This is a genomic window from Bradyrhizobium sp. Pha-3, from assembly GCF_042258325.1.
In the GTDB taxonomy this organism is placed as follows: domain Bacteria; phylum Pseudomonadota; class Alphaproteobacteria; order Rhizobiales; family Xanthobacteraceae; genus Bradyrhizobium; species Bradyrhizobium elkanii.
In genome coordinates, this window is sequence record NZ_CP170151.1 from 9,159,333 (window position 1) to 9,180,483 (window position 21,151).

Annotated in this window: 19 protein-coding genes; 14 read left to right on the forward strand and 5 right to left on the reverse strand. The window is 65.2% G+C overall.

Annotated features, from left to right (window positions below; all coding sequences use genetic code 11):
* Positions 1-48: 48 nt before the first annotated feature.
* A complete protein-coding gene (locus ACE10X_RS43675) occupies positions 49-750 on the reverse strand; it encodes a GntR family transcriptional regulator (protein WP_375763869.1) in 702 nt (233 codons plus the stop codon).
* 140 nt (positions 751-890) lie between these two features.
* Here ACE10X_RS43675 and ACE10X_RS43680 point away from each other — a divergent pair, with 140 nt between their 5' ends.
* On the forward strand, positions 891-1,790 hold the full coding sequence (locus ACE10X_RS43680; protein WP_375763870.1) for an amino acid ABC transporter substrate-binding protein: 900 nt from the start codon (positions 891-893) through the stop codon (positions 1,788-1,790).
* A 103-nt stretch (positions 1,791-1,893) separates the two neighbouring features.
* On the opposite strand, the gene ACE10X_RS43685 is transcribed toward ACE10X_RS43680, so the two are convergent.
* From ACE10X_RS43685 to ACE10X_RS43695, 3 genes are all read right to left on the reverse strand, one after another.
* Positions 1,894-3,960: a TonB-dependent receptor gene (locus tag ACE10X_RS43685; RefSeq protein WP_375763871.1), complete on the reverse strand. Its 2,067-nt coding sequence runs from the start codon at positions 3,958-3,960 to the stop codon at positions 1,894-1,896.
* 622 nt (positions 3,961-4,582) lie between these two features.
* Entirely contained in the window at positions 4,583-6,079 is a 1,497-nt protein-coding gene (locus ACE10X_RS43690; RefSeq protein ID WP_038382582.1) for an NAD-dependent succinate-semialdehyde dehydrogenase, read from the reverse strand.
* Between the two features lie 156 nt (positions 6,080-6,235).
* The gene (locus tag ACE10X_RS43695; protein ID WP_038382583.1) at positions 6,236-6,559 is read right to left on the reverse strand and encodes a hypothetical protein; all 324 of its coding nucleotides are present in this window, start codon (positions 6,557-6,559) and stop codon (positions 6,236-6,238) included.
* 346 nt (positions 6,560-6,905) lie between these two features.
* Between ACE10X_RS43695 and ACE10X_RS43700 the strand changes: the two genes are divergently transcribed.
* The gene (locus ACE10X_RS43700; RefSeq protein ID WP_038382584.1) at positions 6,906-8,099 is read left to right on the forward strand and encodes a serine hydrolase; all 1,194 of its coding nucleotides are present in this window, start codon (positions 6,906-6,908) and stop codon (positions 8,097-8,099) included.
* 387 nt (positions 8,100-8,486) lie between these two features.
* Positions 8,487-10,139: an AMP-binding protein gene (locus tag ACE10X_RS43705; RefSeq protein ID WP_375764661.1), complete on the forward strand. Its 1,653-nt coding sequence runs from the start codon at positions 8,487-8,489 to the stop codon at positions 10,137-10,139.
* Between the two features lie 149 nt (positions 10,140-10,288).
* Here ACE10X_RS43705 and ACE10X_RS43710 read toward each other — a convergent pair whose 3' ends face one another.
* Positions 10,289-11,290, reverse strand: a complete 1,002-nt coding sequence (locus ACE10X_RS43710; RefSeq protein ID WP_038382586.1) for an adenosine kinase — start codon at positions 11,288-11,290, stop codon at positions 10,289-10,291.
* Between the two features lie 238 nt (positions 11,291-11,528).
* Here ACE10X_RS43710 and murJ point away from each other — a divergent pair, with 238 nt between their 5' ends.
* The 11 genes from murJ to ybeY all read left to right on the forward strand — a co-directional run bounded on the left by murJ (position 11,529) and on the right by ybeY (position 21,150).
* Positions 11,529-13,067, forward strand: coding sequence for a murein biosynthesis integral membrane protein MurJ (murJ, locus tag ACE10X_RS43715; protein ID WP_038382587.1), 1,539 nt, complete (start codon positions 11,529-11,531; stop codon positions 13,065-13,067).
* A 65-nt stretch (positions 13,068-13,132) separates the two neighbouring features.
* Positions 13,133-14,185: a tryptophan--tRNA ligase gene (gene trpS / locus ACE10X_RS43720; protein ID WP_038382588.1), complete on the forward strand. Its 1,053-nt coding sequence runs from the start codon at positions 13,133-13,135 to the stop codon at positions 14,183-14,185.
* Between the two features lie 88 nt (positions 14,186-14,273).
* Entirely contained in the window at positions 14,274-14,768 is a 495-nt protein-coding gene (locus ACE10X_RS43725) for a universal stress protein (RefSeq protein ID WP_038382589.1), read from the forward strand.
* Between the two features lie 201 nt (positions 14,769-14,969).
* Positions 14,970-15,539 (forward strand): NifU family protein, encoded by a 570-nt coding sequence (locus ACE10X_RS43730; RefSeq protein ID WP_018269252.1) that lies wholly within the window; start codon positions 14,970-14,972, stop codon positions 15,537-15,539.
* A gap of 88 nt (positions 15,540-15,627) precedes the next feature.
* Positions 15,628-16,323: a tRNA (adenosine(37)-N6)-threonylcarbamoyltransferase complex dimerization subunit type 1 TsaB gene (tsaB, locus tag ACE10X_RS43735; protein WP_038382590.1), complete on the forward strand. Its 696-nt coding sequence runs from the start codon at positions 15,628-15,630 to the stop codon at positions 16,321-16,323.
* Positions 16,320-16,805, forward strand: a complete 486-nt coding sequence (gene rimI, locus ACE10X_RS43740; protein WP_038382591.1) for a ribosomal protein S18-alanine N-acetyltransferase — start codon at positions 16,320-16,322, stop codon at positions 16,803-16,805. The genes tsaB and rimI overlap by 4 nt, the downstream gene beginning before the upstream one ends.
* A 76-nt stretch (positions 16,806-16,881) precedes the next feature.
* Entirely contained in the window at positions 16,882-17,334 is a 453-nt protein-coding gene (locus ACE10X_RS43745) for a Fur family transcriptional regulator (RefSeq protein ID WP_038382592.1), read from the forward strand.
* Positions 17,335-17,361: 27 nt separating this feature from the next.
* Entirely contained in the window at positions 17,362-18,060 is a 699-nt protein-coding gene (locus ACE10X_RS43750; protein ID WP_375763872.1) for an HAD family hydrolase, read from the forward strand.
* A 59-nt stretch (positions 18,061-18,119) separates the two neighbouring features.
* On the forward strand, positions 18,120-19,508 hold the full coding sequence (gene miaB / locus ACE10X_RS43755; protein WP_038382594.1) for a tRNA (N6-isopentenyl adenosine(37)-C2)-methylthiotransferase MiaB: 1,389 nt from the start codon (positions 18,120-18,122) through the stop codon (positions 19,506-19,508).
* A gap of 5 nt (positions 19,509-19,513) precedes the next feature.
* Positions 19,514-20,584 (forward strand): PhoH family protein, encoded by a 1,071-nt coding sequence (locus ACE10X_RS43760; RefSeq protein ID WP_077231173.1) that lies wholly within the window; start codon positions 19,514-19,516, stop codon positions 20,582-20,584.
* A gap of 68 nt (positions 20,585-20,652) precedes the next feature.
* Complete coding sequence (gene ybeY / locus ACE10X_RS43765; RefSeq protein ID WP_038382595.1) at positions 20,653-21,150, forward strand: rRNA maturation RNase YbeY; 498 nt, start codon at positions 20,653-20,655, stop codon at positions 21,148-21,150.
* The last annotated feature ends 1 nt before the right edge of the window (position 21,151 follow it).

Consider the following 21,151-nt stretch of genomic DNA (forward strand, 5'->3'; position numbering starts at 1 on the left):
TGCGGCCGCGCAGCGCGGCCCGCGATCATTCACATTGTCAGAACGTGATCAGACCGGACGACCCTCGCCCGCATCCCGCAACGCCTGGCGCTGCGCCGAGCGCAGCGTCTTCTGCGTCTCCTCGATATGGTCGCGCAGCAGCCGGACCGCCTTCTTGACCTCGCCGTCGCGGCAGAATTCGAGCAGCCGGTAATGCTCGCGTTGCGGACGCTCCTTGCCGGTCGCCTGCGACACCAGCGCCCGGGCGAAGCGGCCGACATGGCCGTAATTCGCCTCGATCATGCCGAGCAGGCGCGGGCGATTGCACGGCGCGTAGAGCGTGGCGTGGAATTTCCAGTTGAAGGCGCCCCATTGCGCCGGATCAGGCTCGGTATCATAGGCGCGGAGGATTTTCGTCGCCGCCTCGAGATCGATCTCGCCCATGGCCGGGATCGCCAGGCGCAGCGCGTGGCATTCGAGCGCGATCCGGATCTCGAGCAACTCGATCACCTCGTCGATCGAGAGATCCGAGACCACCGCGCCGCGGTTGGGCAGGAAGGTCACGAAACCCTCGGCCTCGAGCTGACGCAGCGCCTCGCGCACCGGGATGCGGCTGGTCCCGAACCGCGCGGCGAGCTCGTCCTGACGCAGCTGCAATCCGGGCGCGAGCTCACCCGAGCTGATCGCGGCCCGCAATGCCTCGCGCACGGCGTCCGGCGCGGAACCGTGGGGTCCGGCCCCTCGATGGCTGGTGACGGTTGCGGGTTCCATCCGGCTCCTCTCTCGCTTTGCGGCGGCGGCCAGGATATCCGGCCTAGCCGATTGTATAAAATCAGTTTGCCGATTATGCAATGCTGTGTATAAAATCCTGCCTCATCGTATCCAACATTGCCAGCATTCGCGAGCATCCGATGCATCAGGCCAACAAGCGATTGATCTGCCTAGCTTTTCTTGCGGCGGCGACATCCGCCCCGGCACAGGCCCAATCGTCCGGCGGCACCCTGGCCAAGATCCGCGATGCCGGCGAAATCCGGCTCGGCCACCGCGACGTCTCGGTCCCGTTCTCCTATCTCGACGACAACCAGAAGCCGGTCGGCTTTGCGATGGACCTTTGCACCCAGATCGTCGATACGGTGAAGGCCGAGCTGAAGCTGCCGGCGCTGCAGACCAGGCTGCAGCCGATCCAGCTCTCCACCCAGATCCCGCTGATCGAGAACGGCACCATCGACATCGTCTGCGGTCCCGCCACCAACACGCTGGAGCGGCAAAAGGTCGTCGCCTTCAGCAACACGATCTTCGTGTCGAGCATCCGCGCGGTGGTGCAGAAGGACGCGCCGATCAAGACCTTTGAGGATCTCGGCGGCCGGCCGGTCTCGCTGACCTCGGGCTCGACCTCGATCGGGCTGTTGAGCGCACGGGCCCAGGAGAAGAACTTTCAGACCAAGAACATCCTGACCGCGGATCACGCCGCATCATTCCTCGCGCTGACCACCGGGCGCAGCGAAGCCTTCGTGATGGACGACATTCTGCTGGCGAGCCTGATCGCCGGCAGCCGCACCCCTACGGACTGGCGCATCATCGACGACAGCCTGCGCACCGAGCCCTACGGGCTGATCATTCGCAAGGGCGATCCGGAGTTCAAGGCGCTGGTCGACAAGACGCTGGTCGCCATGATGAAGAACGGCGAATTCCAGGAGCTCTACGCAAAATGGTTCACGCGGCCGATCCCGCCGAAGAACGTGAACCTGAATTTTCCGATGACCGCGCCGCTCAAGGACGCCGTCGCCAACCCGAACGACAAGGGCGTGTGACGCAATCGCCGGATCGGCGGCGGATCTTTCGCAACACAGCCGCGACGACTGAGCGGCCACCGCACACCAGCGTGCGGCGCGCGATGACCCCTCGGCTTTCCTGCTAGAAATCCACCGTCATGGAAAGCCACAGCGTCCGCGGCATGCCGCTGATCACATAACCGGTTGGATTGCCGATCCAGTAGTGCTTGTCGAACAGATTGGTCAGTGACGCCCTGAAGGTGGTCGGACGCCCCGCGAGGGTCGTCGCGTAGCGCGCACCGATGTCGAAGGTCGCCCAGGCGGGGACGCTTTGGACGTTGTCGGCACTGACATAGGCCCGGCTGGTGTAGATGGCACGCGCCGTCGCGGTGAGGCCGGGCACGAAGGGCGTATCCCATTCGACACCGAGATTGCCCTGCAGGTCGGGCGCGCCGATCGCGTGATTGCCGTCGTAGAGGTGGCCCTGCGTTTGGGTGAGCCGGGCATCGAGCCAGGTCACGCCACCGAGAACGCGGACGCCGGGCGTGACCTCGCCGAAGGTATTGAGCTCGATACCGCGGTTTCTCTGCTCGCCATCCAGACTGTAGATCTTGGTGACGGGATCGATCACACCGCTCGGTTGGCTGATCTGGAACGCCGCAAGGCTCGCACCGAAGCCTCCGAGATCGAGCTTCGTGCCGACCTCGACTTGTCGCGTCTTGAACGGCGCAAACACCGCATTGGTATTCACCGCGCCAGAGGGCGGCGTCGGCCCCGGCGTCAGGCCTTCGATGTAATTGGCATAAAGCGAGAGTTGCTTGATCGGCCTCACCACCAAGGCGATCGAAGGCGACGTCGCGCTATCGTCGTAGTGTGTTGTTTCCAGGCCGCTGACCGGATTGAAGCTATTCGCGATCACCTGCTGCTGGCGCGCGCCCACGATCACCTGCAACAGGCCCCCCATCGTCGTGATGGTGTCGGCAACACCGACGCTGCGCAGCCCGAGGAAGCCGGACTTGCCCTCCGGGAATGTCGATACCGGCGTGCCAGCGGTCGTCAACAAGGTCGGTCTGTAGATGTTGGTCAGGTAGGTCGCGTAGTTGGTCTGGCCGAGCCAGTCCGTCCGGTTTTGCGCGCTGCCGCTGACCACGACCTCGTGGCCGATGGGACCCGTGTCGAAACGCGCGCGTACGCCCGCCTCGCCGGAGGCGCACTCCGACTTGCCGGTCTGGAACCGTGACGTGCCCAACGCATCGCCTGCGGTGTTGAGCAGCGTGGCACCGGGATCCTCCTGCTTGTCGTAGCGGAACTGGTTGCCGCCGATCGCGCCAAACACGGTGACGCTGTTGCTGAGATCGTATTCGGCCCTGGTCAAGCCGGTCAGGCTTTGCGACCGCGCATAGTCAAACGGCTGCGCGAGATTGATACGCGGATCGGGGGCGCTCGGCATGGCGATGCCGGGCACGGGCGTGTAGCCGCGCTGGGCCGCCTTCATCCAGTCGTCCTGGGAGATGATGTCCGCCGACCAGCGAAAGCGCTCTCCATGATAGTCGACGCCGAGCGAGCCCACGCCGTTGCGCGCCGACTGCCGATCGATCGTGGTGTTGCCGCCGTCGATCCCGCCGTTGAAGCGAACGCCCCATTCCTTCTGTTCGCCATAGCGGCGTGCGAGGTCCAGCTCCGTTCCAAAACGTCCATCCGAGATGTAGCCCGCGGTCAGGCGCGTGATGTCTTCCGCCGCCCGCTTCGTCACGACATTGACCGTGCCACCGATGCTGCCTTGCGGAGCCATTCCGTAGAGAAAGGCACCCGGCCCCTTGAGCAGCTCAATGCGCTCGATGGGAGCCGGATTGATGCGGTAGGCCGGAACGAGGCCGTAGAGCCCGTTCAAGGCGATTTCGCTGTTCTCGACCCGGAAGCCGCGGATCGTCAGCGCGTCGTAACGGTTGCTGCTGCCGATCGCAGCACGCACCGACGGATCGGAATTGGTCAGCACTTCCGCAACGCTGGTTGCCTGCTGATCGCGGATCGTCTTCTCGGTGTAGCTCGTCAGACTGTACGGGGCCTCCATGTAGTCCTTGTTGCCGAGCAGGCCGAGTTGCCCGCCGCGCGCGACCTGGCCGCCGATATAGGGCACGGGCAACGCCGCCTGCTGCGCGCCGGCCGTCGGCGCGGCCGCAGCCTGCGGCGCGTGCTCGCGCCTGCTCACCTGATGCGATGCCGATCGGCGCACTGAGCGCGACGACGACGGCCTCCGAACCGGCGTGGCTCGATGCTCTGGCGCGGTGACGACGACTGGAGGCAGCGGCGCAACGCTGCTCGCGGGTGGCTGCTCCGGCGACTGGGCGAGCGAAGGGACCGCGGAAAGGAGAAGAGACGCGCACGCGAATTGGAATGCGCGTGGAGCGTTTGAACTGACGAGCATGAGGTCCCCGGATTCTTCGTGGCTTCGCCTCGAACATCATCAGGGTTCGAGCGCGACCACCGGGGCATAAGCAGCATGCGTTGTGAGGCCAACTAGAACGCATCTAAGCAACCGGGATAACACCTGCTGCATGAAGCGACATCGATGCGGCAGATTCCGCATTTCGATTATTCCTTCGCTGAATCGGCGTTTGCGCGCATGCGGCTTGCTTCTAATCGCCACCTTCGAGGTTAGAGGGATTCTTGATGCGATCGTCGTCGCGATCGACGCGCTGCATCCAATCGTCGCGGTGAATTGTCGCAGACCGCGGATGCCGGCGAACGGAGCGATCGACAACGACGACCGATGGATTCACCGGCATGCGTCCCCTCGCCCGCCACGGCGAAGGGACACGCAGCCACGGCGATCAGACGCCGGCCATCATCACGTATTTGATCTCGACATATTCATCCATGCCGTGGCGCGAGCCTTCGCGGCCGAGGCCCGATTCCTTGACGCCGCCGAACGGCGCCACTTCGGTCGTGATCAGGCCGGAGTTGACGCCGACCATGCCCGACTCCAGCGCCTCGGCGACACGCCAGACGCGGCCGATGTCGCGCGAGTAGAAGTAGGAAGCGAGACCGAACGGCGAGGCATTGCACATCGCGATCACGTCGGCCTCGTCCTTGAAGCGGATCACCGGCGCGAGCGGGCCGAAGGTTTCTTCGTGCGACACCAGCGCATCCGGCCGCACATCCGAAAGCACCGTCGGCTCGAAGAAGCTGCGGCCGAGCGACGAGCGCTTGCCGCCGGTCACGATCTTGGCGCCGCCCTTCACGGCGTCGGCGATGTGCCGTTCGACCTTCTCGATCGCTTCCATGTTGATCAGCGGCCCCTGCGTCACGCCCTGCTCCGTGCCGTCGCCGATCTTCATCTCCGCGACCTTCTTCGACAGCTTCGTGACGAACGCGTCGTAGATCTTGTCCTGGGCATAGAGACGGTTGGCGCAGACGCAGGTCTGGCCCATGTTGCGATACTTCGAGACGATGGCGCCTTCGACCGCGGCATCGATATCGGCATCGTCGAACACCACGAACGGCGCGTTGCCGCCGAGCTCGAGGCCGAGCTTCTTCACGCCGACCGACGCCTGCCGGTACAGGATCTTGCCGACCTCGGTCGAGCCGGTGAAGCCGACGAAGCGCACGGCCGGATGCTCGCACAGCACCTTGCCGATCGGCGGCGCATCACCGGTGATGATGTTGAACACGCCCTTCGGCACGCCGGCCTTCTCGGCCAGCGCAACGAGCGCGAGCGCCGACAGCGGCGTCTCGTTGGCGGGCTTCAGCACCACGGTGCAACCGGCCGCCAGCGCCGGCGAGACCTTGCGGGTGATCATCGAGTTCGGGAAATTCCACGGGGTGATGGCGCCGCAGACACCGATCGGCTGCCGGATCGCGAGCAGCCGCGCGTCCGGACGTTGGGTCGGGATCGTCTCGCCATAGACGCGACGCGCCTCTTCCGCGAAGAATTCGACATAGGCGGCGCCGATATCGACCTCGCCGAGCGCTTCCGCCAGCGGCTTGCCCTGCTCGGAGGTCAGGATCAGCGCGAGATCCTCGCGATTGGCGATGATCAGATCGAACCATTTGCGCAAGATGTTGGAGCGCTGTTTCGCGGTCAGCTTGGCCCAGGCCGGAAACGCGCGCTCGGCGGCCTCGACGGCCTTGGTCGCGTCATCGGCGCTCAGCTGCGGGATCTTGATCAGCTCGACGCCGGTCGCCGGATTGTTGACGGCGAATTCGGGGGTGCCGACCCAGGCGCCATCGATATAGCAGCGGTCGCGCAGCAGCGAGGGGTCCTTCAGGCGGCTTTGCAGGGAGGATGCTGCGGATTGGGTGGCGCGTGCGGCAACGGGCGGGGTCATGGCGTTACTCCTGTAATTTCTGGAATTTCTTGGGGGTGTTCGCCGCCTATATAAGCGGAAAGCCGCTGCGATGCACCGGCGCCGGGCGCGACCCTGCTTCAAGCAATATTGAGGGCTCGCGCGCGATCTTTTCCACGCGCCGACGTGCAGCGGCGCTCAGACTGCGCCGCCGGACATATAGGTTTCCCGACGGCCGATCATGCGCTCGGCCGCGGCCTTGGCGTCCGCTTTGGTCGAGGTCGCGCAGGTCCGGTATTCGAGGTCGGCCTGCGCCCGCGCATCGCGGCGGCCGAACCAGGATTTGGCGCCGGACCGCAGCAGTGCCAGCGCCTGCGCGACATTCTCGACGGCCTCGAACGAGTGCAGTGCGCCGGTACCCGCGTAGCGGACTTCGTAGAGACCTGGGCTGATCGGCGCCTCGATATTCTCGCCGCGGCCCGGCCGCGGATAGCGCTTCCATTCACTCCATGTCGAAATCATTGCTGCGCCCCCGCAAGGCGGGAAATGACGAATCTTTTCGTCAAATCCGGTCCAATCCGCCGCACCGTTTGTGCAGCGATCTGAATGCGTTAATGCAAATAATCAGGTACGAAAATCATTCCTTGATCACGTTACCGTGGCCGCTTGCGGAGGTCACCGGGACTTGCGCGGCGTCCCCTGCAAAATCTGCGCGCGTGGTGAACGCCTCCCGACCAAGGCCGTTCCTAGCGGCCCGGCCTTCACGACATCGCGACATCGTCGCATCGCGCCCGCCTTGCGGGAGCGGAAAAGCGGGAGGATGATCCGCCCACTTCAAAACAATAAACCCCACCGGAGGAAGCCCCCAATGCAGAGCAAGGCCCAGATCGATCAGGTATTGCGCCAGAAGAGCGAGGCAAAGGAAATTCCCGGCGTGGTCGCCATCGCGGCCACCGGCAAGGACGTGATCTACGAAGGCGCGTTCGGCAAGCGCGACCTCTCCAAGAGCGATCCCATGACGGCGGACAGCGTGTTCTGGATCGCCTCGATGACCAAGGCGGTGACCTCGGCGGGCGCGATGCAGCTTGTCGAGCAGGGCAAGCTCTCGCTCGATGAGCCGATCGGCAAGCTGTTGCCCGATCTCGCCGCGGTGCAGGTGCTCGACGGCTTCGACGCCAAGGGCGAGCCGCAGCTGCGGCCGGCGAAAAAGCCGATCACGCTGCGCCAGCTCATGACCCACACCGCCGGCTTCGCCTACGATATGTGGGACGGCAACCTCGGCAAATATCTGGAAAAGACCGGCACGCCCGGCATCATCACCTGCCTGAATGCCGCGCTGAAGACGCCGATCATGACCGATCCCGGCACGCGCTGGGAGTACGGCACCAATATCGACTTCGTCGGCAAGGCCGTGGAGGCCGCATCCGGCAAGAAGCTCGATGCCTATCTGCGCGACAACATGTTCGCACCGCTCGGCATGAGCGACACCGCGTTCAAGATCTCCGACGACATGCGCAAGCGGCTGGTCGGCATGCATGCCCGCGGCGAGGACGGCACGCTGGCGGCAATCCCGTTCGAGCTCGAGCAGAATCCTGAATTCCACATGGGCGGCGGCGGCCTGTATTCGACCGCGGCCGACTACATCAAGTTCTGCCAGATGATCCTCAACAAGGGCAAAGGCAACGGCAATCAGGTGCTGAAGGCCGAGACGGTCGCGACCATGGGGCAGAATCACATCGGCGAGCTCACCGTCGGCAAGATGACGACGGCCTTGCCGATGTACACCAACGATGTCGATCTATATCCCGACATCGTCAAGAAGTGGGGACTGAGCTTCCTCATCAACACCGCCAAGACGCCGGAAGGCCGCAGCGCCGGCAGCCTCGCCTGGGCGGGCCTTGCCAACACCTATTACTGGATCGATCCGTCGCGCGACGTCTGCGGCGTGATCCTGACCCAGCTGTTGCCGTTCGCCGACAAGCACAGCCTGGAAGCCTTCGCAGGCTTCGAGAAGGGCATCTATGCCGGGCTGGACGCCGGCAGCGGGCAGAGAGCGGCGTAAGGCTCGATGAGATAAGTCGTACCAGCCGTGACGGGACTCCTCTCCCTCTCCCCGTTGTTACGGGGAGGGGTTGGGGTGAGGGGCTACTTCCGCGCAGACGGTCGCAATTGGACTCGCAGAGACTCCCCTCAGTCGGATCGCATCTTCGATGCGATCCGACCTCTCCCCGCGCGCGGGGCGAGGTGAAGCGGAACCCGTCACCGCTACAATCGAAAACCATACCCGCCATTGGTCGGGCCTGTCCCATCGGCGCCAAACGACTAAGATCGCGCAAAAAAGCGCGGCGAAGCGAACACGACCACGACCACGACCACGAGGAGGACGAGCTTGGCACCCACACCCAAGGGAGACAGCAAGGCAGACAGCTATGTCTGCGGCATTTCCGATATGCCGCTGCTCGGTGAAACCATCGGCCGCAGCCTCGACCGTGCACGGGCGCGCTGGGGCGAGCGCGAGGCGCTGGTCTCGCCGAGCCACAACGTGCGCTGGACCTGGAACGAATTCGCCGAGCGCGTCGAGGCCTTGGCGGCGGGCTTTCTCGCGCTCGAGCTGCAACGCGGCGAGCGGATCGGCATCTGGTCGCTGAACCGCCCGGAATGGACGCTGACGCAATTCGCCGCCGCGAAAGCCGGACTGATCCTCGTCACCATCAATCCGGCCTATCGCCTCAGCGAGCTGGAATTCGCGCTCGGCAAGGTCGGCTGCGCCGCGATCGTGACGGCGACTGCATTCAAGACCTCGGCCTATATGGAGATGCTGAACACACTGCTGCCCGAGCTTGCAAGCTCCGAGCCCGGCCATCTGCGCTCGGCGCGGCTGCCGCAACTACGCGCCGTGATCCAGATCGGCGGACCGGCGGCGCCGGGCACCATTCCATTCGATGCGGTATCGCAGATGGGAGGCGAGCGCCATCGCGAGCAGCTTGTGGCGCTCGGCGAGAGCCTGCAATTCGACGATCCCGTCAACATCCAGTTCACCAGCGGCACCACCGGCTCGCCGAAGGGCGTGACGTTGACCCATCACAACATCCTCAACAACGGCTACTTCACCGGCCGCGCCATGCGCCTGACCGAACAGGACCGCATCTGCATTCCGGTGCCGCTCTATCACTGCTTCGGCATGGTGATGGGCAACCTCGCCTCGGTCACGCTCGGCACCACCATGGTGTATCCCGGCGAAGGCTTTGATCCGCTGGCGACGCTGACGACGGTCGCACAGGAGAGATGCACGACGCTGTACGGCGTGCCGACCATGTTCATCGCCGAGCTCGACCATCCCGACTTCGCGCGCTTCGATCTGTCCTCGCTGCGCACCGGCATCATGGCCGGGGCGCCCTGCCCGATCGAGGTGATGAAGCGCGTCAATACCGAGATGAACATGCGCGAGGTGACGATCGCCTACGGCATGACCGAGACCAGCCCGGTGAGTTTCCAGAGCGCGACCGACGATCCACTGGAGCGCCGCGTCTCGACCGTCGGCCGCATCCATCCGCATGTCGAGGTCAAGGTGGTCGATCTCGACGGCAAGGTGGTGCCGCGCGGCGAACGCGGCGAGCTCTGCACCCGCGGCTACAGCATCATGCTCGGCTACTGGGACGAGAAGGAAAAGACGTCAGACGTGCTCGACGCCAATGGCTGGATGCACACCGGCGACCTCGCCGTGATCGACGACGAGGGCTATTGCAACATCGTCGGCCGCATCAAGGACATGGTGATCCGCGGCGGCGAGAACCTCTATCCCAGAGAGATCGAGGAATTCCTCTACCGCCATCCGAAGATCCAGGACGTGCAGATCTTCGGCGTCGCCGACGAGCGCTATGGCGAGGAGCTGTGCGCCTGGGTCAGGATCAGGCAGGGCGAAACGCTCACCGCCGACGAGGTCCGCGCCTTCTGCCAGGGCCAGATCGCCCACAACAAGATCCCGCGCTATGTCGAGTTCGTCGACGAATTCCCGATGACGGTGACCGGCAAGATCCAGAAATTCGTGATGCGCGACGCGGTGGAGCAGCGGCTGGGATTGAAGGCGGCGAAGACGGCGTGATGCCGTTCTGCTCCCTCTCCCGCTTGCGGGGGAGGGTTGGGGTGGGGGCTTTTTCACGCGAGTCATATCGTCGAGAGAGCCCCCACCCGCCGCGCTTCGCGCGTCGACCTCTCCCGCTTGCAAGCGGGAGAGGTGAAGAAGGACTTTGGCTAAACCAGCAGCCCCTGCTGCTTCGCCAGATACTGCAGCGACACCAGCGGCCGGGCGCCGATGTGCTGGATCACCTCGGCGGCGGCGAGCGCGCCGAGCCGGCCGGCATTCTCATGGCCGACATTGCGCACGAGACCGACCAGGAAGCCGGCGGCGAACAGGTCGCCGGCGCCGGTGGTGTCGACAAGCCTGTCGATCGGCGAGGCGGGCGCCGCGACGACGCTGTCGCCGGAGATCACGACGCAGCCCTTCTCGCTGCGGGTGACGACGCCGAGCTTGGTGTCCTTGCCGAACTGCTTCAGCGCGGTGTCGAAATCCGAGGTCTGGTACAGCGAGTGCAGCTCGGACTCGTTGGCGAACACCAGATCCACGATGCCCTTGCGCATCAGGTCGAGGAATTCGTCGCGGTAGCGATCGACGCAGAACGAATCCGACAGCGTCAGCGCGACCTGGCGGCCCGCGCCGTGCGCGATGGTCGCCGCCTTCACGAAGGCATCCTTGGCGTTCTTCGGATCCCAGAGATAGCCCTCGAGATAGATGGTGCCGGCGGCCGCGATCTGGGCCGGATCGATATCGTCCGGCGTCAGGTCCTGCGCGGCGCCGAGATAGGTGTTCATGGTGCGCTCGCCGTCCGGCGTCACCAGGATGTAGGAGCAGCCGGTGGCCGGGCCGGTCTTGGCCGGCGCAGTGTCGAAGGCGACGCCGGCGGCGCGGATGTCGTGGACGTAGAGCTTGCCGATCTGGTCGTCCTTGACCTTTCCGACATAGGCGGCGCGGGCGCCGAGACTGCAGACGCCGACGATGGTGTTGGCGGCCGAACCGCCCGACATTTCGGTCGCCACCCCCATGTCGCCGTAGATCGCGGTGGCGCGCGCCTCGTCGATCAGTTGCATCGAGCCCTTGGTCATGCCGTGACGGGCAAGGAATGCCTCGTCGGTCTGCACCAGCACGTCGAAGATCGCGTTGCCGATCCCAAGAACGTCGTATTTTGCGTCAGCCATAGACCTGCCCTGTGTTAACGCCACCCAACAAGAGTGGCGGCCTATCACGTTCAGGCTCGGGGCAGCAAGGGAAGCTCTACGTTCCGTCATCCTGAGGAGCGCGGAACGCGCGTCTCGAAGGATGCGCGGCCCGGCTCTGGCCGATTCATCCTTCGAGGCTCGCTTCGCTCGCACCTCAGGATGACGGGTTTAAGACGGCACCACTGGAAGCAATACCTGCTACTGCTATACAGACCCCATGTTCCGCTCCCTCCTCACGGTCTCCTCGGGAACGCTGGCCTCACGACTGCTCGGCTTCGTGCGCGATTCCGTGATCGCGGCGCTGCTGGGTGCGGGGCCGGTGGCGGATGCGTTCCTGGCGGCGTTCCAGCTTGTGAACGTGGTGCGACGGCTGCTGGCCGAGGGCGGGCTGAATGCCGCTTTGGTGCCGGCCTGGCTGAAGGCGCGCGATGCCGGCGGCTTGGACGCGGCAACCGCCTTTGCTGGCCGTGTGCTCGGCACCATCAGCGCCGCCGTGATCGCGGCCGCGCTCGTCATCGGCGTGCTGATGCCGCTGGTGATCGCGGCGATCGCGCCGGGGTTCGTCGGCCGCGACACACTGCAATTCGCCGTCGACGACGCGAGGCTGATGCTACCCTATCTCGCCTTCGCCGGCCCGGTCACCGTGATGATGGCGCTGCTCAGCGCGCAGGGGCGCTTCGCGCTGACCGCGTTCTCACCGCTGTTGTTCAACATCGCGCTGATATCAGTGATGGCCGTGCTGCTGGTGCTGCAGCAGGAACCGGCGCAGGCGGCGCTTGTCATGGCGGCGACGATCGGCATCGCCGGCTTCCTGCAACTGTCGATGCTGGCGCTGCGCGGCGCGAAACTCGCTTCGCCGCTCAGCGTGTCCTTCGATCCTGACATGCGCCGCTTTCTCGGCCGCGCGGTCCCGGGCATGGTCGCGAGCAGCGCGCCGCAATGGCTGATGGTGGCAGGCGCGGTGATCGCATCGACCTCGCCGTCGGCGGTGTCCTGGCTCTATTTCGCCAACCGCTTGCTCGAGCTGCCGCTCGGCATCGTCAGCGTCGCCATGGGCACGGTGCTGATCCCGGAGATGACGCGCGCCGTGCGCAGCGGCGAATCCAGCGCGATCGCGCATGCGGAATCGCGTGCCCTCGAGCTCGCGGTCGGGCTGGCGCTGCCGGCGACGCTCGGCCTGATGGTGCTGAGCGAGCCGATCGTGCGGATGCTGTTCGAGCACGGCGCGTTCACCGCCCAGGATAGCGCGGCAACCGCGCAAGCCTTGACCTGGCTGACGCTGGCTTTGCCGGCGCATGTGCTGGTGAAGGCGCTGTCGCCGGCATTCTTTGCGCGCGAGAACACGCTGACGCCGCTGCTCGCAACGCTGAAAGCGGTCGTGGTGGCGATCGCGGCGGCCTTCCTGCTCGGCCAGATCTTCGGTGCGAGCGGAATTGCCGCAGGCATCGCGCTCGGCGCCTGGAGCAACGCACTGGCACTGATCCGCAAGGGGGCCGCGACCTTCGGCTTCTCGATCGATGCCGATGCGCGCCGCCGGCTGCCGCGCATCCTGGTCGCGGCGCTCGCGATGGGCGCCGTGCTCTGGCTCGCGGAGGGCGCGCTGCCGTCCGCCGGCAGCCACGGTTTCGTGCAGGCAGCCTCCCTGCTCGTGCTGATCGCGGCAGGTATCGCCGGTTACGGGCTGTTCTTGCAGCTTTTCGGCGTCACCGGCTGGCGCGAGGCGATTAACGCCGTCCGGCAAAGGCGCCCCGCCTGACTTGCGCGCGCGGAGCTTAAGTGGCAAACGACGCGGCAAAACTAGCCATTTCCGGGAATTAGACCATGGCGTTCGTTGAACGGGTTTTCTCAGGCGTCCAGCCGACGGGCAATCTGCACCTCGGCAACTACCTCGGCGCCATCGTCAACTTCGTGAAGATGCAGCAGACCCACAACTGCATCTATTGCGTCGTCGACATGCATGCGATCACGCAGGGCGTCGAGGTCTGGGGCGGCCCGGCTGAGCTCGCCCGCAACACCCGCGAGGTCACCGCGGCCTTCATCGCCGCGGGCATCGATGCCAAGAAGCACATCGTGTTCAACCAGAGCCAGATCGCCGGCCATGCCGAGCTGACCTGGATCTTCAACTGCGTCGCGCGGATCGGCTGGCTGAACCGCATGACGCAGTTCAAGGAGAAGGCCGGCAAGGACCGCGAGAACGCCTCCATCGGCCTCTACGACTATCCGGTGCTGATGGCCGCCGACATCCTGTTGTACCGCGCCACCCATGTGCCGGTCGGCGAGGACCAGAAGCAGCACCTGGAGCTCTCGCGGGATATCGCACAGAAGTTCAACAATGACTTCGGCGATTCGATTCGTGGCCACGGCTTTGCCGACGGCCTGTTCTTCCCGCAGCCCGAGCCGCTGATCACGGGGCCGGCGACGCGGGTGATGAGCCTGCGCGACGGCACCAAGAAGATGTCGAAGTCGGATGCATCAGACAATTCCCGCATCAACCTCACCGACGACGCCGACACCATCGCGCAGAAGATCCGCAGGGCGAAGACCGATCCGGAGCCGCTGCCGTCGGAGGAAAAGGGCCTCGAGACCCGCCCCGAGGCCGACAACCTGGTCGGCATCTATGCGGCGCTCGCCGGCACCACCAAGCAAGAGGTGCTGACGCAATTCGGCGGCGGGCAATTCTCTACGTTCAAGAACGCCCTGGTCGAGGTTTGCGTCGCAAAACTGGCGCCGATCGCCTCCGAGATGAAGAAGCTGGTCGCCGATCCCGGCCATGTCGACGCAGTCCTCGCCGACGGCGCCAACCGCGCCCGCGGCATCGCCGACGAGACTATGCGCATCACCAAGGATATCGTCGGCTTCATCCGTCCGCGCTGACACACAAGGCAGGAACTGCGCGCTCCCTCTCCCAAACGGCGAGGGAGTATGGCACCATGGGTTGGTTTGGTTCAGCACCGGGACATGCATGACCACCCAGCGACGAAGCTACGAGTCAGGTCACAAGCCGAAATGCCTCGTCATCGTTGACGACACTGCGGAATGGGACCGCGCGGTCTATTACGCCAGCCGGTGGGCGATCCGGGTCGGCGGCGGCGTCGTGATGCTGCGGGTGATCGAAACCGAGGACCAGAACCAGCAATGGCTCGGGGTCGCCGACATCATGCGCGCGGAGGCCGAGGAGGCCGCCAACGAGGCGCTCGACCGCGCCGCCGGCCGTGCCAACGGCATCGCCGCGATCACCCCGGAGCGGGTGATTCGCGAGGGCGACCCGATCGAGCAGATCCTCGACGTGATCGACAAGGACGTCGATATCGCATCGCTGGTGCTGGCCGCCAATCCGGGCGCCGAGGGGCCCGGGCCGATCATCACCACCATGGCCAAGACCATGGGGGCATTCCCGATCCCGGTGACCATCGTGCCGGGCGGCCTGACCGACGCCGAGATCGACGCCCTGTCCTAGCGCGTTACCGGCGCCGGACCCGCTTCCGGGCATGGGTATGCGCCTGGAACCGCGGTTTTGCGGCTTGATCGCGGGCTTTTTAGTTGCCATCTGACTCGTTGATTTGTCGCGTTTTCTTCGCGAACCGGTGTCACTTCGCTGGAAAACGCTATAATGGAACCCAACGCGCCGGCCTTGAACCGGCGACGCCGGAGACAGCAAATGTTCATTCAGACCGAAGCCACGCCCAATCCCGCCACGCTGAAATTCATTCCGGGCCGCATGGTGCTCGACAGCGGCACCATGGAATTCTCCTCGCCCGAATCCGCCGCGCGCTCGCCACTCGCCGAACGGCTGTTCGCCGTATCCGGCGTTACCGGCGTGTTCTACGGCGGCGACTTCATCACCGTGACCAAGGCGGACGGCGACTGGCAGCACCTCAAGCCCGCGATCCTCGGCGCCATCATGGAGCACTACATGTCCGGCGCGCCGCTGCTCGCCGACGGCACCGCCGGCAGCGACGACGCCCGCGACGAGGAAGACGAGTTCTTCGACGAGGCCGACGCCGAGACGGTCGAGCAGATCAAGGACCTGATCGAGACCCGCGTGCGCCCCGCGGTTGCCAATGACGGGGGCGACATCACCTTCCGCGGCTTCAAGGACGGCATCGTCTACCTCAACATGAAGGGCTCCTGCGCCGGCTGCCCGTCATCGACCGCAACCCTGCAACACGGCATCCAGAACCTGCTCCGGCACTTCGTGCCCGACGTGCAGGAAGTTCGGCCGATGTGATGGAGCGGCGAATGGCGAGTGGCGAATCGCGAATAGCATTCTCCGCTGGATCCCTGTTCGCCATTCCCTATTCGCTATTCGCCCTCCCATGATGATTCTCGCCATCGATACGGCGCTCGACGCCTGCTCCGCGGCGGTGCTCGACACCACCTCCGGCAATACGATCGCCATTGAATCGCAGGCGATGCAGCGCGGCCATGCCGAGGCGCTGATGCCGCTGATCGCTCGGGTGATGAAGGAGAGCGGCATCGGCTTTGCCGGGCTCGACCGCATCGCCGTCACCACCGGCCCCGGCAGTTTCACCGGCCTGCGCGTCGGCCTCTCGGCGGCGCGCGGCCTGGCGCTGGCCGCGGAAAAACCGGTGGTCGGGCTGTCAACGCTCGCCGCCTACGCCGCGCCTGTGGTCGCCGAGAACGGCGCGTCTGCGATCCTGTCGGCGATCGATGCGCGGCATGATCACGTCTATTTCCAGCTGGTGAGCGGCGACGGCAGCCCGATCATCAAGCCGAAGGTCGCGCCGATCGCGGAAGCGCTCGAGGCCTCCCAACACGGCGCGCTGCATCTGGTCGGCAATGCTGCCAATATCCTCGCCGAGCGCTGGCCCGCCGACGCCGCACCGCCGGTCAAGGTCGACCGGCAGCCCGCGCCCGATATTACCTGGGTCGCCTGGATCGGCGCGGCCGTGGATCCTGAGACCGCGCCGCCGCGGCCGTTCTATCTGCGTGCGCCCGACGCCAAGCCGCCGAAGGACCGGCTCGAAATCAGCACGCCGCGATCGACATGATCGGCTGGCTGTCACGATGGTGGGGCGGCGGTCCGCCCGTGATCGAGCCCGCGTCGCTGCGCGATGCGGCGCGGCTCGCGCAATTGCACAGCGCGTCGTTTCATCGCGGCTGGGGCGAGGGCGAATTCGAGGCGATGCTGACCGAGCGCAACACGCTGGTGCACCGGCTGCGGCAGGGACGCAACGTGATCGGCTTTGCCGTCTCGCGGATGGCGGCGGACGAAGCCGAAATCCTGTCGATTGCGATCGATTCCAATCAGCGCGGCCGCGGCCTGTCGCGCGATCTGCTGCTGACCCATCTCGGCCATCTTGCCGGCCGCGGCATCCGCACCATCTTCCTCGAGGTGGAAGAGAACAATCAGCCGGCGCGACGGCTCTATGAAAGGGCCGGATTCGGCGTGATCGGCCGCCGCGAACGCTACTACAAGCAGCCCGGCGGGGAACATTTGAACGCGCTTCTGATGCGCCGCGACTTGTCGTAACATCGGCGCGATGGCAGAACAGCGCCTGCTCTGCCATCCAAGGCCCAAGGACTGGCCAAGGACCTGCCAAGGACCCATGACGACGGTGAAAATCACGCCTGCGCAGAAGAATACCGGCATCGAGGCGCGCTGCGCTGCGACCGGCATGCGCATGACCGAACAGCGCCGCGTGATCGCACGCGTGCTGGCGGAGGCCATGGATCACCCCGACGTCGAGGAGCTCTACCGCCGCTGCGTTGCGGTCGACGACAAGATCTCGATCTCGACCGTCTATCGTACCGTCAAGCTGTTCGAGGACGCCGGCATCATCGAGCGCCACGACTTCCGCGAGGGCCGCGCGCGCTACGAGCAGATGCCCGAGAGTCATCACGACCATCTGATCAATCTGCGCGACGGCAAGGTGATCGAGTTCACCTCCGAGGAAATCGAGAAGCTGCAGGCCGAGATCGCGCGCAAGCTCGGCTACAAGCTGGTCGATCATCGTCTCGAGCTGTATTGCGTCCCGCTCGACGAAGACAGCAAGGCCTAGGCGCGTGCGGGAACGCGTCACCCCACCATGACATTCGATCTCGTCATCTTCGATTGCGACGGCGTGCTGGTCGACAGCGAGGTGATTTCCTGTCGCGCGCATGCGGAAACGCTGACGCGGCACGGCTTTCCGATTACACCTGACGGAGTGCTGAAGCGCTTCCTCGGCGTGTCCGATCGCGAGGCGCGGCGGATCGTCGAGAGCGAGATCGGCCGCGCGCTGCCCGAGACCTTCGAGGCCGAGGTCAAGCACGCGACGCTCAGTTTCTATGCCGACGATCTCAACGCCATCGCGCATGTCGGCGAGGCGATCGCCGCGCTCAATCTGTCGAAATGCGTGGCCTCCAGCGGCACGACGGAAAAGATCCATCGCGGCCTGACCTGCGCCGGGCTCTACGACCAGCTCGCGCCGCATATTTTCTCCGCCACCCAGGTCAAGCGCGGCAAGCCGGCGCCCGATCTCTTCCTGTTCGCGGCCGCGCAGATGGGCGCCAACCCCGCGCGTTGCGTCGTGATCGAGGACAGCGTGGCCGGCATCACCGGCGCCCGCGCCGCCGGGATGACCGTGCTCGGTTTTTACGGCGGCAGCCATTGCACGGCGGAACATCAGGACATGCTGCGCCAGGCCGGCGCGGCCGTCACCTTCGCCGATATGCGCCAATTGCCCGATTTGATCGCCCAGACCGGCCAAAAACACGGCTCGATCGCTGGATTTTCCCCGGTTTAAGCTATATTTCAGCCTCGGCGCCCGATGGCGCCGTTTCCATTTTTCGCTCTCAGGGTTCCATGACGACGCCGCGCAAGCTGCACATCAAGTCCTATGGCTGCCAGATGAATGTCTACGATGCGCAACGCATGGCGGACACGCTGGCCGGCGAGGGCTTTGTCGAGACCGCGAGCGCCGAAGACGCCGACCTCGTGATCCTCAACACCTGCCACATCCGCGAGAAGGCGTCGGAGAAAGTCTATTCCGAGCTCGGGCGGCTGCGCGTCGCCAAGGACGAGGCCGCGCGGGCGGGCCGGGAGATGAAGATCGCGGTCGCCGGCTGCGTCGCGCAGGCCGAAGGCGCCGAGATCATCCATCGCGCGCCGACCGTCGACATCGTGGTCGGGCCGCAGAGCTATCATCATCTGCCCGAGCTTTTGAAGCGCGCCAAACAAAACGGCCGCGCGCTGGAAACGGAATTCCCGGTCGAGGACAAGTTCGGCTTCCTGCCGCAGCCGAAGCCGGATGCGATCCGCGCCCGCGGCATCTCAGCCTTTGTCACGGTGCAGGAAGGCTGCGACAAGTTCTGCACCTTCTGCGTGGTGCCTTATACCCGCGGCGCGGAAGTCTCGCGTCCGGTCGCCAGGATCATCGACGATGTGAAGCAGCTCGCCGACAATGGCGTGCGCGAATTCACGCTGATCGGACAGAACGTCAACGCCTATCACGGCGAAGGCCCCGACGGCCGCGTCTGGCCACTCGGCAGATTGTTGCAAAGGCTCGCCGCAATCCCAGGCGTCACGCGGCTGCGTTACTCCACCAGCCATCCGCGCGACGTCGATGACGCCCTGATCGCGGCACATCGCGATTTGCCCGAACTGATGCCGTTCGTGCACCTGCCGGTGCAATCGGGGTCGGACCGGATCCTTGCCGCCATGAACCGCAAACATACCGCCGATGACTACCGGCGCGTCATCGACCGGTTCCGCGCCGCACGGCAAGATATTGCTTTTTCATCAGATTTTATCGTGGGCTTCCCCGGAGAGACCGCGGAAGAATTTTCCGCCACCCTCGCGCTTGTCACGCAAATCGGATACGCTGCGGCGTATTCATTCAAGTATTCGCCACGGCCGGGCACGCCGGCGGCGGAGATGCGGGAGACAGTGTCAGCAGCCGAGATGGACGAGCGCTTGGGGCGGCTTCAGGAATTGATCGACAGCCAGCAATCGGCCTTCAACCGGGCTACGATTGGCACAACGGTCGATGTGCTGTTCGAGCGCGCCGCGCGCAATCCGGGCCAGATCGTCGGCCGCACCGCCTATCTGCAGCCCGCCCATGTGATGGCATCGCCCGACATCATCGGCCAGGTCCTCCCGGTGCGGATCGACAGCCTCGAGCGCTACAGCCTGATCGGCGAACTCGCGCCGCGATCCGCGCCCGGCCTCATTTCGCAGACCATTGGAGCCTGAAATCCTTGCCCAAAAGCGCATCGGATTCGTCTTCGCTCGCTCCCAGCCGCAAACCTGACCGCGACATGCAAATGCCACCTGAGACCCGTCCCCCTGAAACTCAGGTCGTCATCGATTTCGACGACAACCGCGCGGCATCCGCGCTGGTCGGCCCCTACGGACAAAATCTGGCGCTGATCGAGCGGCGGCTCGGCGTCGTGGTCGATTCCCGCGGCAATCATCTCACCATCGCAGGCTCCCGCGACGGCTGCGACGCGGCGCGGCGCGTGCTGGAGACGCTCTATGCGCAGGCCGTCGAAGGACACGACCTCGACCAGGGCGAGGTCGAAGGCGCGATCCGCGCCGTGATCGCGCAGGGCTCGCTGTTCGAATTCGACAACAAGACCGCCAAGCCGACCTTCGAGACCATCAATCTGCGCAAGCGTCCGGTGCGCGCCCGCACCGCGGCGCAGGATTCCTACATCCGCGCGCTGAAGCGGCATGAGCTGGTGTTCGGCATCGGCCCGGCCGGCACCGGCAAGACCTGGCTCGCGGTCGCCCATGCCGCGCAGTTGTTCGAGCGCAAGGAGGTCGATCGCATCATCCTGACGCGGCCCGCGGTGGAAGCCGGCGAGCGGCTCGGCTTCCTGCCCGGCGACCTCAAGGAAAAGGTCGATCCGTATCTGCGCCCGATCTATGACGCGCTGTACGATCTGATGGACGCCCGCGTCGTCGAGCGCGCGCTGCAGGGCAACGAGATCGAGATCGCCCCGCTCGCCTTCATGCGCGGCCGCACCCTGACCAATGCCGCCATCATCCTCGACGAGGCGCAGAACACCACGACGATGCAGATGAAGATGTTTTTGACGCGTCTCGGCGAGAACAGCCGGATGATCGTCACCGGCGACCCGTCGCAGGTCGACCTGCCGCACGGCCAGGCCTCGGGGCTCACGGAAGCCGTGAAGCTGCTCGACGGCGTCGAAGGCATCGCGCAGGTGCATTTCAAGGCCGAGGACGTCATCCGCCATGAGTTGGTGGCGCGCATCGTGGCCGCCTATGAGGGATTGCCGCAAAAGCCGGCAAACGCCAGATCTTGAGACCAATAGCTTCGGCCGCGAGCCCGCACGACGCGGGATCCGGCCATAACGCAGATTTTGAAACCAACGTGTCTGCTTTTCCTGCAACCGAGGTTCTCGTCACCGCCGAATGCTGGCAGGCCGAGCCCAATGCCGACGCGGTGATCCACCGCGCCATCGAGGCTGCCGCCGAAATCGCCGATGCCGATGTCGCCGACGCCGAGCTTGCGGTGATGCTGACCGACGATGCCGGTATCCGCACCCTGAACGCCAACTGGCGCAGCATCGACAAGCCGACCAATGTGCTGTCGTTTCCGGCGCTGCAGCCTGAAGGCGCCAGCGGACCCGACGATGCCCCGCGCATGCTCGGCGATATCGCGATCGCCTATGAGACGACGCGGCGGGAAGCCGATGAAGAACAGAAGCCGTTCGACCACCATTTGAGCCATCTCGCGGTGCATGGCTTCCTGCACCTGATCGGTTACGACCACGAGAACGACGACGATGCCGAGGACATGGAGGCGCTCGAGCGCGAGATCCTCTCTTCCCTCGGCATTCCCGACCCCTATGCGGATCGGATCGCCTGAC

Coding starts and splice junctions, on each gene's coding strand:
- ACE10X_RS43675 (WP_375763869.1), bottom strand. CDS start 750: ATGGAACCCGCAACCGTCACCAGCCATCGAGGGGCCGGACCCCACGGT.
- ACE10X_RS43680 (WP_375763870.1), top strand. CDS start 891: ATGCATCAGGCCAACAAGCGATTGATCTGCCTAGCTTTTCTTGCGGCG.
- ACE10X_RS43690 (WP_038382582.1), bottom strand. CDS start 6,079: ATGACCCCGCCCGTTGCCGCACGCGCCACCCAATCCGCAGCATCCTCC.
- ACE10X_RS43695 (WP_038382583.1), bottom strand. CDS start 6,559: ATGATTTCGACATGGAGTGAATGGAAGCGCTATCCGCGGCCGGGCCGC.
- ACE10X_RS43700 (WP_038382584.1), top strand. CDS start 6,906: ATGCAGAGCAAGGCCCAGATCGATCAGGTATTGCGCCAGAAGAGCGAG.
- ACE10X_RS43705 (WP_375764661.1), top strand. CDS start 8,487: ATGCCGCTGCTCGGTGAAACCATCGGCCGCAGCCTCGACCGTGCACGG.
- ACE10X_RS43710 (WP_038382586.1), bottom strand. CDS start 11,290: ATGGCTGACGCAAAATACGACGTTCTTGGGATCGGCAACGCGATCTTC.
- murJ (WP_038382587.1), top strand. CDS start 11,529: ATGTTCCGCTCCCTCCTCACGGTCTCCTCGGGAACGCTGGCCTCACGA.
- trpS (WP_038382588.1), top strand. CDS start 13,133: ATGGCGTTCGTTGAACGGGTTTTCTCAGGCGTCCAGCCGACGGGCAAT.
- ACE10X_RS43725 (WP_038382589.1), top strand. CDS start 14,274: ATGACCACCCAGCGACGAAGCTACGAGTCAGGTCACAAGCCGAAATGC.
- ACE10X_RS43730 (WP_018269252.1), top strand. CDS start 14,970: ATGTTCATTCAGACCGAAGCCACGCCCAATCCCGCCACGCTGAAATTC.
- tsaB (WP_038382590.1), top strand. CDS start 15,628: ATGATGATTCTCGCCATCGATACGGCGCTCGACGCCTGCTCCGCGGCG.
- rimI (WP_038382591.1), top strand. CDS start 16,320: ATGATCGGCTGGCTGTCACGATGGTGGGGCGGCGGTCCGCCCGTGATC.
- ACE10X_RS43745 (WP_038382592.1), top strand. CDS start 16,882: ATGACGACGGTGAAAATCACGCCTGCGCAGAAGAATACCGGCATCGAG.
- ACE10X_RS43750 (WP_375763872.1), top strand. CDS start 17,362: ATGACATTCGATCTCGTCATCTTCGATTGCGACGGCGTGCTGGTCGAC.
- miaB (WP_038382594.1), top strand. CDS start 18,120: ATGACGACGCCGCGCAAGCTGCACATCAAGTCCTATGGCTGCCAGATG.